The sequence below is a fragment of the Microbacterium sp. WCS2018Hpa-9 genome, from assembly GCF_031843745.1.
Lineage (GTDB): Bacteria > Actinomycetota > Actinomycetes > Actinomycetales > Microbacteriaceae > Microbacterium.
Window position 1 is genome coordinate 160,665 of record NZ_JAVTIY010000004.1, and the last position, 13,404, is coordinate 174,068.

Genomic DNA, 13,404 nt, shown 5'->3' on the forward strand with positions numbered 1-13,404 from the left:
ACTCGCACCATGACCCGCGCGCCAGAGATCGACGACTACCACCAGAGACTCACCCCCGAAGATCGTGAGATCTGCGACCTGCTCGCCGACGAGATCGACCGAGGGCTCCCCGAGGCGACAGCCAAGGTCTGGCACGCGCACCCCGTCTGGTTTCTCGACGGCAATCCGATCGTGGGATACGACCGACTGAAGGATGCCGTGCGGCTGATGTTCTGGAGCGGCCAGTCGTTCGCCGAGCCCGGGCTCGTCGCCTCCGGATCGTTCGAGGCGGCCGAGGCGAGGTTCGTCGACGTCTCGGAGATCGACACCGACCGTCTCGCCGTCTGGCTGTCGGAGTCGAGGGTCGTGCAGTGGGACTACGAGCACATCCGCACGAACCGAGGCCTCGTCAAGCGCACCGAGTTCTGACCTCGCTCCGGGAACACGACGGGCCGCTGTCGGGTTGCACATCGAGAGCCGAGAGGAGCGCGATGGAACTCACGCTGGTCACCTCCGCGTTCTGCGGAGCCTGCTCTCGAACCCGTGCGGTCGTGGCGGATGCGGTGCGCTACCTTCCCGACGCGACCGTCACCGAGATCGACGTCGCATCGGAGCCGGATGCGGCGGAGGCGCTCGACATCCGCTTCACACCCACGGTCATCATCCGCGATGCCTCGGGGACGGAGGTCTTCCGGGCAGAAGGCGTGCCGACGGTTCCTCAGGTGCTGACGGCCGCGGTGAAGGCCCTCCCCGACTGAGCGCCGACGTCGCCCTTGCGGATGTCCGACCCCCGGCGCAGAATGAGCCGCAGCGGGGCCGACGACGACCCTGCCTGACATCGCTGGGGGCAGTCATGGCCACACTCAATCCGTATCTCTCGTTCCGCACCGAAGCGCGGCAGGCGATGGAGTTCTATCAGGGCATCCTCGGCGGTGATCTCGAGGTCAACGTGTTCGGCGAGTTCCCCGACATGGTGCAGAACCCCGATCAGTACGACCTCGTTATGCACGCGCAGCTCACGACGCCCGACGGCCTGGTGCTCATGGCGTCAGACACCCCAGACGGCATCCCGTTCGAGCCGCCGCAGGGGTTCTCGGTCTCGCTCAGCGGCAACTCGCAGGAGAAGACGCAGCAGGTCTGGGATGCCCTGTCCGACGGTGCGGCGATCACGATGCCGCTCGACACTCCGCCGTGGGGCGGCAGCTTCGGGATGCTCGTCGATCGCTTCGGAGTGCCGTGGATGCTGCACGGCGACCCCGAGTGAGTCACCAGCGCCCGACGCGCTAACTTCGAAGACCCCCTCCTGCGGTGTCAGCAGGAGAGGTTCTCAGGGATGCCTGGTTCGGCCGGGCCGGCTCAGCGCAGGGCCTTGGCCTCGATGAACGCGCGGAGCTCGTGCTCGTCGTCTGCCATCTCGGTCTTGTGCTGCGGCGCGTCGAGCATGGCGCGCAGCTCCGACGGGTATTCGAGCTCGACGCCGATCGCCTCGCGGATCGTCTCGGCGAACTTCTGCGGCTTCGCGGTCTCGAGCACGAGCATCGGCACACCTGATTCGAGATTCTCGCGGGCGACCTTGACGCCGTCGGCGGTGTGAGGGTCGATGATGTCGCCCGTCGCCTCATAGACCGACTTGATGGTCTCGAGCCTGTCGGCGTGCGTCGAGGTGCCGCTGACGATTCCGAACTCCTCGACGAAACGAGCGAGATCGGCGGTGAAATCGAAGAAGCCCTGGGTGTCGAGATCCTGCCAGGCCTTCACCACGCGGGTCGCATCGCGCCCGACGAGCTCGAAGATGAAGCGCTCGAGGTTCGAGGCCTTCGAGATGTCCATCGACGGGCTCGAGGTGGCGAGCGTCTGCGCCGCGCTCCGGGGCCGGTAGACACCGGTGCGGAAGAACTCGTCGAGCACGTTGTTCTCGTTGGCCGCGAGCACGAGCCGACGGATCGGCAGCCCCATCTCCTTCGCGAAGAAGCCCGAAAGGATGTTGCCGAAGTTGCCGGACGGCACGGTGAACGACACCTCGGTCCATCCGCCGGCGTCCGTCGCGCGCAGCCATGCCCAGAAGTAGTAGACGACCTGCGCGGTGATGCGGGCGAGGTTGATCGAGTTGACCGCGCCGAGGTGCTGGGAGCGCTTGAAGTCGAGATCGCCCGCGAGCGACTTGACGAGGTTCTGGCAATCGTCGAACACGCCGTCGACCACGATGTTGTGGATGTTCTCGTCGGCGAGCGAGAACATCTGCGCACGCTGGAACGCGCTCATGCGCCCCTTCGGGGACAGCATGAAGACCGAGATGCGGTCCTTGCCGCGAAGAGCGTGCTCAGCCGCCGATCCCGTGTCTCCGGAGGTCGCGCCGAGGATGTTCAGCACCGAGCCCTTGCGCTCCAGCGCGTACTCGACGACCTGGCCGAGGAACTGCATGGCCATGTCCTTGAACGCCAGCGTCGGCCCCTCGGAGAGACCCACCAGCGTGAGGCCGTCATCGATCGAACGCAGCGGCACGACCTCTTCGGGGAACTGGTCGTATGCCGCGGCGGTCATGCGCGCGAGATCGACGCGGGGGATGTCGGTCGCGAACAGCGCGAGCACCTCGGTCGCGAGCTGCGGATAGGTCAGTGCCCGCCAGCGCTCGAGAGTCTCACCGTCGACCGTCGGCATGGTCTCGGGCACGGCGAGCCCGCCGTCTGTCGCGAGCCCTTCGAGCAGCGTCTCGCAGTACGGCAGCGGCTGCATGCCGCCTCGGGTGGAGATGTACTGCACGGGTGCTCCTCGGTTCGGAAACGGCGCGGGGCTTCCATTCTCGCAGGTGGCCGCGGGGTGATTGCACTGCCCGACCTGCTTCTCACGACATAGCGCGTTCATCCCCCGGAGGCAATGGTGTTCCGCTTCGGGATCGAATCTCTTAGCGTGGAGCCCATCAACAGAACAGGAGCCCTCATGACTGCGAAGACCCATACCGCGCATGACCACAAGCCCGCGGACGGCCAGGCTCCCATGACAGCCTCCACGCCGGCCGAGCCCCTCTACGAACGTGTCGACCTCGATCGATACGTCGTGCTCCACGAAGGTCCGGTCGGATACGTCGAGCACGTGCATCCGGTCTTCGTCTGCTACGTGGGCCACCCCTATCACCACGCTGACGAGATCGCTCAGGTGCACGACTTCCACGACGCTGTGAGGACTGTCCTGCACCGCGCCGTCTCGAAGCGGCGCGCTCAGTGAACCGCGAGATCTGGCCCGGTTCCCCCTACCCGCTCGGCGCGACCTTCGACGGTCAGGGCACGAACTTCGCTCTGTTCAGCGAAGGCGCCGAGAAGGTCGAGCTGTGCCTGTTCGATGACGACGGCAACGAAGAGCGGGTCCCGCTCGAAGAGGTCGACGCCTACGTGTGGCACGGCTACCTGCCCTCCGTGCAGCCGGGGCAGCTGTACGGATACCGCGTGCACGGCCCATACGACCCCGCCCAGGGAAAGCGATTCAACCCGAACAAGCTCCTTCTCGACCCCTACGCGAAGTCGGTCGCGGGTCGGATCGAGTGGGGGCAGCCCCTGTTCGGCTACGACTTCGGCGACCCCGATTCCCGCAACGACGAGGACTCCGGCGCGACGATGGTGAAGGGCGTGGTCGTGAACCCGTTCTTCGAATGGGCGGGCGATCGCCTTCCGAAGATCCCCTACGCGCAGACCGTGATCTACGAAGCGCACGTCAAGGGTCTCACCCAGCTGCACCCCGATGTCCCCGAAGAGCTGCGCGGCACGTATGCGGCGATCGGTCACCCGTCTGTCATCGCGCATCTCGTGCACCTCGGAGTCACCGCGATCGAGCTGATGCCGGTGCATCAGTTCATCTACGACTCGACCCTCCAAGAGAAGGGCCTCACGAACTACTGGGGCTACAACACCCTCGCCTTCTTCGCGCCGCACAACGACTACGCCTCCAGCGGGCAGCAGGGCCAGCAGGTTCAGGAGTTCAAGGCCATGGTGCGCGCGCTCCACGCTGCGGGCATCGAGGTCATCCTCGACGTGGTCTACAACCACACGGCAGAGGGCAACCACATGGGGCCGATGCTCTCGATGCGGGGCATCGACAACGAGGCCTACTACCGCCTCGAAGAGGACCGCCGCTACTACACCGACTACACCGGCACGGGCAACAGCCTCAATGCCGGCAACCCGCATGCACTGCAGCTGATCATGGACTCGCTGCGGTACTGGGTGACCGAGATGCACGTCGACGGCTTCCGGTTCGACCTCGCCTCGACCCTCGCGCGCGAGTTCTACGACGTCGACCGACTCGCGGCCTTCTTCGAGCTCGTGCAGCAGGACCCGATCGTCTCGCAGGTGAAGCTCATCGCCGAGCCGTGGGATGTCGGTCCTGGCGGATACCAGGTAGGCAACTTCCCTCCGCAGTGGACGGAGTGGAACGGCAAGTACCGCGACACGGTGCGCGACTTCTGGCGCGGTGAGCCTCAGGCGCTCGGCGAGTTCGCCTCGCGCCTCACCGGCTCGGCCGACCTCTATGAGCACTCCGGTCGCCGCCCCGTGGCGTCGATCAACTTCGTGACCGCTCACGACGGCTTCACGCTTCGCGACCTCGTCTCGTACAACGAGAAGCACAACGAGGCCAACGGCGAGAACAATGCCGACGGCGAATCCCACAACCGTTCCGACAACAACGGCGCGGAGGGCCCCACCGACGACGAGGGCATCAACCGCATCCGCGCCCGGCAGCAGCGCAACTTCCTCGCGACTCTGCTGCTGTCGCAGGGTGTGCCGATGATCGCGCACGGCGACGAGCTCGGCCGCACCCAGGACGGCAACAACAACGGCTACGCACAGGACAACGAGCTCACCTGGGTGGACTGGGAGTCGGCTGACCTGCCGCTGGTGGAGTTCACCGCAGCGGTGGCCCGGCTTCGCCGCGACCACCCGACGTTCCGGCGCAGCCGCTTCTTCGACGGCCGTCCTGTGCGGTCGGAAGACGGCGAGCGCGTGCCCGACGTCGTCTGGCTGCGGCCGGACGGTCGTCGGATGGAACCGGAGGACTGGGATTCCGGCTTCGGTCTCGCGATCGGAGTCTTCCTCAACGGTCAGGGGATCCGCGAGAAGGACCGACGTGGTCGCCCTGTCACCGATCAGAACTTCCTCGTCTATTTCAACAGCGGGACGGATGCCGTCGAGGTCGCGCTCCCCGACGAGCGGCACGGCCACGCGTGGGAAGTCATGATCGACACGGCCGGCGAGCGCGCAGACGGCGCATCGCTGGATCCGGGTGCGGCAGTCTCACTCGAGGCCCACTCACTCATGGTGCTGCGTGACGTCGACCGGACGGTGGTGTCGACCGACAATTCGGTCGAAGCGTCGCTGCGCATCCAGACCGAGCAGGCCGAGGCTCCGGCGCCGGCCCCCACCCCGGAGCTGCCTCGATGACGCATCGCCCGCTCTCGACCTATCGCCTGCAGATCCGCTCAGGCTTCACACTCGACGATGCGGCATCGGTCACGACGTATCTGGCCGACCTCGGGGCGTCGTGGGCCTACCTGTCGCCGCTCCTGGCCGCCGTGCCGGGCTCGGACCACGGCTACGACGTCGTCGACCACTCGCGGGTGGATGACGAGCGCGGCGGCCCCGAGGGGCTGAAGCGATTCGCCGCAGGCGCCCGCGCCGCCGGACTCGGCATCCTCGTCGACATCGTGCCGAACCACGTCGGCGTGGCCATCCCCCGCGCCAACATCTGGTGGTGGGATCTGCTGAGGCTCGGACGCGCGTCACGGCATGCGGTGGCGTTCGACATCGACAAACGGCTGTCGGAGGGGCGCGTGCGTCTGCCGATCCTGGGCTCGTCGCTCTCAGAGGTGCTCGAGTCGGGTGACATCGTCATCGACACCGTTCCCGCCGATGACGCCCCCGACGGAACACTGTCGTACTTCGACCACGTGCTGCCGTTGGCGCCGGGCTCTGCTGCGCTCGCGGATGACCTGCCGGCGCTGCTCGACGCCCAGCACTACGAGCTGCGGTTCTGGGAAGACCAGAACACCGACCTGGACTACCGCCGCTTCTTCGCCGTGTCGGAGCTCGCCGGCATCCGCGTCGAGATTCCCGACGTGTTCGACGAGTCGCACGTCGAGATCGCGCGGTGGATCACGGACGGGCTGGCCGACGGCCTGCGGGTCGACCACCCCGACGGGCTGACCGACCCGGGGGGCTACCTCGAACGACTCGCAGACATCACCGGCGGCGCGTACACGGTCGTCGAGAAGATCCTCGAACCCGGAGAGCAGCTGCCCTCGTGGTGGCGCACCGACGGCACGACCGGATACGACGCGATGGGCGAGATCGACCGCGTCCTGATCGACGGCGACGGAGTCGCCGCCCTCGACCGACTCGACGCGCGGCTGCGCTCGGCGACCGGTCTGCCGGCGGCGGAGCCGTGGCACGATCTGATCCACACGACCAAGCGGATGATCGCGGACGAACTCCTGCAGTCCGAGGTGCGCCGCCTGGTGCGGGCGCTGCCGTTCGGAGTGGTCGGCGCAGAAGACGCGCTGGCCGAGATCGTGGCGAGCTTTCCCGTCTACCGGGCGTACCTGCCGGCGGGGCGCGAGCACCTGCAGCACGCGATCGACGACGCCTCGCGCCGACGCCCCGACCTCGCGGCATCGATCGCCGAGCTGGCGCCGCTGCTGCTCGACACGAGTCTCGAGGTGTCGGAGCGTTTTCCGCAGGTGACGGGCGCCGTCATGGCGAAGGGCGTCGAGGACACCGCGTTCTATCGCCATACCCGCCTCGGAACCCTGACAGAGGTCGGCGGCGATCCGTCGATCGCCTCCATCTCGGTCGACGGATTCCACGATGCGCAGCGAGCACGGCTGGCGTCATGGCCGCACTCTCTGACGGCGCTGTCGACGCATGACACCAAACGATCCGAAGACGTCCGTGCACGCCTCTCGGTGCTCGCCGAGGTTCCGGATCGCTGGGCTGAGGTCCTGACCGAGCTGCGGGCCGTCGCCTCGACCGGACACGGCCCCCTCGATTCGCTGCTCTGGCAGGCTGCGGTCGGAGCCTGGCCGATCTCGTCCGAGCGACTGCTCGCCTACGGCCTGAAGGCGGCACGTGAGGCCGCGGAGTCGACCGGATGGCAGCATCCGGATCTCGAGTTCGAGAAGGGTGTCGAGTCGATCGCGCACGCCGCGAACGGGCCTGCCCGCACGATCCTCGAGGGGTTCGTGAGCGAGATCGTCGATCACGGTCGGGTGAACTCGCTCTCCGCGAAGCTCCTGCAGCTCGCCGCCCCCGGCGTGCCGGACGTCTATCAGGGCACCGAGCTGTGGGATCACTCTCTCGTCGACCCCGACAATCGGCGGCCGGTGGACTTCGCTGCGCGGTCGGCGATGCTCCGGCGGCTCGATGACGACATCGCCCGCGGCAGCCTCCCCCCTGTCGACGACTCCGGTCTCGCGAAGATGCTCGTCACCTCCCGCACGCTGCGTCTGCGACGAGACAACCGCGAACTGTTCTACCGGTATCGCCCCGGCGGCGTCGCCGGCGAGGCATCCGATCACGCCGTCGCCATGGACCGGGGCGGTGCGCTCGCGGTCGCGACGCGTCTGCCCGCAGGTCTCGCCCGTCGCGGCGGGTGGGGCGACACCGTGCTGCTGCGCCGCGAGCTGCCCGCGACCGACGCGATCACGGGGCGGCGATTCGGCCGTGGGCCGATCCGCCTCGCCGACCTCCTCGACACCTATCCGGTCGCGCTCCTGGTGGATGAGCGATGATCTCGGTCTGGGCTCCGCGCGCCGACAGCGTGCGGTTGCGGCGGTTGACCCCCGCCTGCGTGACGATCTCGGAACACGATCTCGACCCGGCGGATGACGGCTCCGGGTGGTGGCGCACCGATGTGGCGATGGCCGAGGGCGAGCGCTACGGCTTCCTCCTCGGCGACAGCACCACGCTGCGCCCCGACCCCCGGTCACGCAGACAGCCGCGGGGCGTGCACGGTCCCTCGGCACTGTTCGACCCCACTCGCTTCGAGTGGAGCGACACCGACTGGAGAGGCAGGTCGCTCGACGGCGCAGTGATCTACGAGCTGCACGTGGGCACCTTCACGCCGGAGGGCACACTGGACTCGCTCATCGGGCGTCTCGATCACCTCGTCGAACTCGGCATCACCCATGTAGAACTTCTTCCGGTCAACGCATTCGGCGGCGAATGGAACTGGGGATACGACGGCGTGCTCTGGTATGCCGTGCACGAGGGGTACGGGGGCCCGGCCGGGTACCAGCGGCTCGTCGACGCCGCTCATTCACGGGGTATCGCGGTGATCCAGGACGTGGTCTACAACCACCTCGGCCCGAGCGGCAACTACCTGCCCGAGTTCGGCCCCTACCTGCGCGACGGCGAGCACACCGCCTGGGGCGACTCGGTGAACCTCGATGAGCCGGCAGTACGCGAGTACATCATCGAGAACGCCCTGATGTGGCTGCGCGACTTCCATGTCGACGGTCTGCGTCTCGACGCTGTGCACGCCCTTCACGACGACAGCACACCGCATCTCCTGCACGAGCTGTCGGAGCGGGTGGATGCGCTGTCGCGCGAGATCGATCGCCCCCTGAGCCTGATCGCCGAGTCCGATCTCAACGATCCCGTCATGGCCCTTTCTCGGGATGCCGGAGGATACGGTCTCACCGCTCAGTGGTCGGATGACTGGCACCACGCCGTGCACGTCGCGCTCACCGGCGAGACGGACGGGTACTACGCCGATTTCGCGGCGCCGGATGCTGTCGCCAAGGTGACGCAGGGCGGGTTCTTCCACGACGGCACATATTCGTCGTTCCGCGGGCGCGCGCACGGCGCTCCGCTGCCGTCGAGCGTTCCCGCGTGGCGCCTGGTCACGTTCGCACAGGATCACGATCAGATCGGCAACCGCGCGGCCGGAGACCGACTGACCGCGTCGCTGTCGTCTGATCGGCTCGCCGTCGCCGCGGTGCTGACCCTGACCGCTCCCGGAACCCCGATGCTCTTCATGGGCGAGGAATGGGGAGCATCGACTCCCTGGCAGTTCTTCACGTCTCACAAGGAGCCCGAGCTCGCGCGGGCCACCGCCGAGGGACGGATCGCCGAGTTCGCACGGATGGGATGGGATCCGGCCGCAGTGCCCGACCCTCAGGACCCTGCGACCTTCGAGCGATCCCGGCTGGACTGGAGCGAGGTCGGATCGCCGGAGCATGCCCGGATGCTCGACCTGTATCGACGGCTGATCGCGCTGCGGCGCGAGGTGCCCGAACTGACCGACCCCGAGATGTCGCACAACGTCGTCTCGGTCTCGCATCTCGAGGGCGCGCCCGAGCACCGGGCCTACCGCATCGAGCGGGGTGAGCTCGCGGTGCTCGTGAACCTCACCGCACAAGAGGTGGAGTTCGACCTCGGCGCCGATTCGCGGATCCTGCTGGAGACGGCACCCGGCCGGATGATGGCGCGGACCATCGCGCTTCCGCCCGAGTCTGCCGCGATCGTCGCGCCGCCGCGCTGAACCCTCTCGGGCGGCGTCGAGCCCCTTGAGTTCAGGATTGGCTGAATTCAGGATTCTGTGTACTGTTGGACCGTGACCCTCACCGCCTCACCCACCCACACCGCCGCCGTCGCTCGCCTCGGGCATGCGCTGTCGGATGCGACTCGGGCAGCCATCCTGCTCGCACTCCGAGAGGCACCCGCCTATCCCTCCGATCTCGCGGACGAGCTCGGGGTCAGCCGTCAGCTCCTGTCGAACCACCTCGCCTGCCTGCGTGGATGCGGACTCGTCGAGAGCGTCCCCGACGGACGCCGCAGCCGCTATGCGCTCGCAGACCCGCACCTCGCCACAGCCCTCGACGAGTTGATGCGCGTCATGCTGATCGTCGAACCCGACTGCTGCGACGGAGACGGGTGCAGCTGCTGATGTCGGCGACCACTCTCACCCCTGACCGGCGCGCGACGCTGCACCGCCGCATCCGGCTCATCGTGGCGTTCACGATCGTCTACAACGTGATCGAGGCCGTCGTCGCGATCGCCGCAGGGTCGGCGGCGTCTTCTGCCGCACTTATCGGCTTCGGACTCGACTCGAGCATCGAGGTGCTGTCGGCCGCCGCCGTCGCCTGGCAGTTCACCCGCCGCGACCCCGAGCGCTGGGAGAAGCCCCCACTGCGAGTGATCGCCGTGGCGTTCTTCGCACTCGCGGTCTATGTCGCAGCGTCGTCGGCGCTGTCTCTGCTCGGCGGCGAACGGCCGGAGCACAGCACGGTCGGTCTCGTGCTGACCGCGCTCAGCGTGGTCGTCATGCCGCTCGTGTCGTTCGCCGAGCGACGGGCGGGTGTCGAGATCGGATCCGCCACGGCGGTCGCCGACTCGAAGCAGACGCTGATCTGCACCTATCTGTCGGCCGCTGTGCTCATCGGACTCGCCGTCAACAGCCTGTTCGGCTGGTGGTGGGCAGATGCCGTCGCCGGACTCGTCATCGCGATCTTCGCCGTTCGAGAGGGCCTCGAAGCCTGGAAGGGTGACGCCTGCGCCACCTCGGTCGGCATGATCCTCGAAGACGAGCACGACGAGCACGCCGGTCACGCGCACGACCACGACGCGCGTCACGAGCACTGACCTCGAGAGAACTTCAGCGAGATCCCGACCTCGGCGTCACTTTCGGCCGACTTCGGGGTCTTGCACGTGAGACCTGAAGCCGGCCTGGGGGGATACGAGCCCGCTTCCGGTCTGGGCCGCACTCTCCCCTTCTGAGCGGCTCGCGGGTGGGGCACCTCCCACCGCCCCACCCGCCCTCCTGGTCTTCACAGGTGCGGAGCCCCGGCGTCAGATCCAGCCGCGCTCCTCGGCCATCAGCACGGCCTGCTGACGCGTGCCGACCGACAGCTTCGCGAGCACCGCGGAGATGTGATTGCGCACCGTGCCCGGAGCGAGTGACAGCGCCCTCGCGATCTGGGTCGTGGTCTCACCACGACGACCTGCACGAAGCACGTCGAGCTCGCGATCGGTGAGGGGCGACCGCTCATCGCTCAGCGCGTCGGCCGCGATCTCGGGGTCGACGTAGCGAGCTCCCGCCGCGACCCTGCGGATCACGTCGGCGACCTGATCGGCACCTCGGGACTTCGGCAGGAAGCCCGCGACGCCCGATGCGAGCGCGCGTCGCAGCACTCCGGGGCGGGCATGGCGGGTGACCACGACGCAGCGGGTGGCAATGGCCCGGTTCAGTCTCTCAGCGACCTCTACACCGTCGAGCCCCGGCATCTCGAGGTCGAGCAGGCAGACGTCGGGCGTCAACCTGAGCGCGGCAGCGAGCGCCTGCTCTCCGTCGGCGCACTCGGCCACCACCTCGATGTCTCCCTCGAGGCGCAGCAGCGCGGCGAGGGCCGAACGGATCATGCCCTCATCGTCGGCGATAAGCACCCGGATCATCTCCGCCCCTCCCCGTCAGCAGGCGGCATCTCAGATGCCGGCACCGTCACCAAGACGAGGAACTCACCGGCATCCTCCCGGATCTCCAGCGTTCCGCCCGCCTCCGAGATGCGGCGTCTCACTCCGTCGAGCCCCGAGCCCACCGGCTCTCCTCCCACGCCCGCGACCACATCGTTCGCGACCTCGTAGCGCCAGCCGTCGCTGACCCTGCGGAGCGCGAGGCGGGCGCGGCGCCCGGCGCCGTGCCGCAGGACGTTGGTCGTGGTCTCCCTGATCACGGGCCCGAGGGCCGACGACGGTGCATCATCGGCGTCGGGGGCGATGTCGGCCTCGACGTCGAGGCCGGCCGCGGCGAGAAGGTCTCGCGCATTCGCGACCTCGTCTCCCAGCGGCACCGAACGGAAGCGCGTCGCAAGATCGCGGGTGCCTTGCCGAGCCTCGTCGACGCTCACTCTGGCTGCCTGCAGCTGCTCCAGAGCCGCATCGGGATCGATCCCCATGAGACGCTCGGCCAGCTCGAGCTGCAAAGCGATCACCTGCAGGTGGTGCCCCTGCAGGTCGTGCACATCCGTGGCCACGCGCAGGCGCTCCTGCGTCGCTGCGAGTCTCGACTCCGAGGCCCTGGCGCGGTCGACGGTGACCAGCACATCCCACCACCAGAGGGAGCTCACCGACATCGCCGGGATGATGATCGCGTACAGCGCGGGGATCCAGCCGACCGCGTCGATGTCCGCAGCACCCCTCGCCGCGTCGACGAAGGCGAGGAGCACGAGCAGCAGAGTGGTCAGGACGACGATCCGCAGTCGGATGCCCTTGGGCCAGTTGAGCAGCACCACCGACTGGGCGAGGGGCATCAGCGCGAGCAGCCAGCTGTCGATCACGAGTCCGGCCACGACTCCGTAGGCGACGGCTGTCAGCAGCGGCAGCGCGATGCGCGTCCAGGCGATGCCGGGCTCGGCATCGAGCCGGTGGCGGTAGCCGGCGAGCAGCACCATCGTCGAGGCCCACCAGACGAGGCCACCCAGACCCACGATGAACGGAGCTGTCACGTCGCCCGGTACGGCGAGGGCCTGCAGCGTCCAGACCAGCACCAGGAACAGCTCGATGAAGACGACGGCCGAGAACGTGTACCACCACGTGGCGGTGATGCCCCGGGCGAGTTGACGCGCGCCGGGCGGCGGGTCACCGAAGTGGTCGGCGACCGGAGAAGTGCTGCTCATGCCCCCAGAGTACGGGCGTGACACATGTCACGGATGCCGCGGGCGAACCACCCGGAAAGCAGTGACGCTCCGACACTGCCGCGGCTCGGCGAGAAGCGATGAACTGGATGCATCGCGTCGGAGACACCGACGCAGAGACCGGCAGGAGCCACCCCATGAATCTCATCGAGACCTTCCAGGGCTTCGTCGCCCAGGTGCCCGAACTCGTCCAGCCGCTCATCGTCGCCCTCGCAGGGGCGATCCCCTTCATCGAGGGCGAGGGTGCCGTGTCGATCGGCATCATCGGCGGCATCCATCCTGTGATCGCGGCGATCGCGGCGATCATCGGCAACTTCCTCTGCGTCGCCGTGCTCGTCATCGCCAGCTCGGGGGCGCGCACCGCGATCGTGAACCGTTCGCGCAGCCGGCAGGCTGTGGTCGCCGGCGGCGGAGCGGTCGAGACGGTGCCTGCGGACGCCGCGGGTTCCGACCGTGGCAGCGCCCGCCGCGAGAAGTTCCAGCGGGCCTTCGAGCGTTACGGCGTGCCCGGCGTCAGCCTGCTCGGCCCTCTGCTGCTGCCCACGCATTTCACGGCCACGATGCTCGCGGCAGCGGGCGTCGGCAAGGTCCGCATCCTCATCTGGCAGGCTGTCGCGATCATCGGCTGGACCACGATCGTGGCTGTGATCGTCGGCGGCGCCGTCTACGCGATCCGCTGAGCCCCGGCGCCAGCGCCAGCGCCGGACGCACGGAAGCCCACCCGCGAAGAGCGGGTGGGCTTCTGTGCG

The 13,404-nt window shown here is 68.1% G+C and carries 13 protein-coding genes; 10 read left to right on the forward strand and 3 right to left on the reverse strand.

Translation table 11 applies throughout. The annotated features are described in order from the left end of the window. Positions 1-9 precede the first annotated feature (9 nt). From RQG82_RS10130 to RQG82_RS10140, 3 genes are all read left to right on the forward strand, one after another. Entirely contained in the window at positions 10-408 is a 399-nt protein-coding gene (locus tag RQG82_RS10130) for a DUF1801 domain-containing protein (protein ID WP_311258961.1), read from the forward strand. Positions 409-470: 62 nt separating this feature from the next. After that, on the forward strand, positions 471-737 hold the full coding sequence (locus RQG82_RS10135; protein WP_311258962.1) for a thioredoxin family protein: 267 nt from the start codon (positions 471-473) through the stop codon (positions 735-737). A 95-nt stretch (positions 738-832) separates the two neighbouring features. After that, positions 833-1,243, forward strand: coding sequence for a VOC family protein (locus RQG82_RS10140; protein WP_311258963.1), 411 nt, complete (start codon positions 833-835; stop codon positions 1,241-1,243). A 92-nt stretch (positions 1,244-1,335) separates the two neighbouring features. Here RQG82_RS10140 and thrC read toward each other — a convergent pair whose 3' ends face one another. Continuing rightward, the gene (gene thrC, locus RQG82_RS10145) at positions 1,336-2,739 is read right to left on the reverse strand and encodes a threonine synthase (RefSeq protein WP_311258964.1); all 1,404 of its coding nucleotides are present in this window, start codon (positions 2,737-2,739) and stop codon (positions 1,336-1,338) included. 177 nt (positions 2,740-2,916) lie between these two features. Here thrC and RQG82_RS10150 point away from each other — a divergent pair, with 177 nt between their 5' ends. The 6 genes from RQG82_RS10150 to RQG82_RS10175 all read left to right on the forward strand — a co-directional run bounded on the left by RQG82_RS10150 (position 2,917) and on the right by RQG82_RS10175 (position 10,607). Then, entirely contained in the window at positions 2,917-3,201 is a 285-nt protein-coding gene (locus RQG82_RS10150; protein ID WP_311258965.1) for a hypothetical protein, read from the forward strand. After that, on the forward strand, positions 3,198-5,408 hold the full coding sequence (gene glgX / locus RQG82_RS10155) for a glycogen debranching protein GlgX (RefSeq protein ID WP_311258966.1): 2,211 nt from the start codon (positions 3,198-3,200) through the stop codon (positions 5,406-5,408). The genes RQG82_RS10150 and glgX overlap by 4 nt, the downstream gene beginning before the upstream one ends. Beyond that, entirely contained in the window at positions 5,405-7,753 is a 2,349-nt protein-coding gene (gene treY, locus RQG82_RS10160; RefSeq protein WP_311258967.1) for a malto-oligosyltrehalose synthase, read from the forward strand. The genes glgX and treY overlap by 4 nt, the downstream gene beginning before the upstream one ends. Further along, positions 7,750-9,507 (forward strand): malto-oligosyltrehalose trehalohydrolase, encoded by a 1,758-nt coding sequence (treZ, locus tag RQG82_RS10165; protein WP_311258968.1) that lies wholly within the window; start codon positions 7,750-7,752, stop codon positions 9,505-9,507. Before treY ends, treZ begins: the two co-directional genes overlap by 4 nt. 72 nt (positions 9,508-9,579) lie before the next feature. Further along, a complete protein-coding gene (locus tag RQG82_RS10170) occupies positions 9,580-9,912 on the forward strand; it encodes a metalloregulator ArsR/SmtB family transcription factor (RefSeq protein ID WP_311258969.1) in 333 nt (110 codons plus the stop codon). Then, positions 9,912-10,607: a cation transporter gene (locus RQG82_RS10175; protein ID WP_311258970.1), complete on the forward strand. Its 696-nt coding sequence runs from the start codon at positions 9,912-9,914 to the stop codon at positions 10,605-10,607. Before RQG82_RS10170 ends, RQG82_RS10175 begins: the two co-directional genes overlap by 1 nt. A gap of 207 nt (positions 10,608-10,814) precedes the next feature. On the opposite strand, the gene RQG82_RS10180 is transcribed toward RQG82_RS10175, so the two are convergent. Together RQG82_RS10180 and RQG82_RS10185 are read right to left on the reverse strand one after the other, a co-directional pair. Continuing rightward, the gene (locus RQG82_RS10180) at positions 10,815-11,417 is read right to left on the reverse strand and encodes a response regulator transcription factor (RefSeq protein ID WP_311258971.1); all 603 of its coding nucleotides are present in this window, start codon (positions 11,415-11,417) and stop codon (positions 10,815-10,817) included. Further along, positions 11,414-12,637 carry a histidine kinase gene (locus tag RQG82_RS10185; protein WP_311258972.1) on the reverse strand — a complete coding sequence of 408 codons (1,224 nt, stop codon included), beginning with the start codon at positions 12,635-12,637 and terminating at the stop codon, positions 11,414-11,416. The genes RQG82_RS10180 and RQG82_RS10185 overlap by 4 nt, the downstream gene beginning before the upstream one ends. Before the next feature lie 155 nt (positions 12,638-12,792). Here RQG82_RS10185 and RQG82_RS10190 point away from each other — a divergent pair, with 155 nt between their 5' ends. Continuing rightward, complete coding sequence (locus RQG82_RS10190; RefSeq protein ID WP_311258973.1) at positions 12,793-13,335, forward strand: small multidrug efflux protein; 543 nt, start codon at positions 12,793-12,795, stop codon at positions 13,333-13,335. The last annotated feature ends 69 nt before the right edge of the window (positions 13,336-13,404 follow it).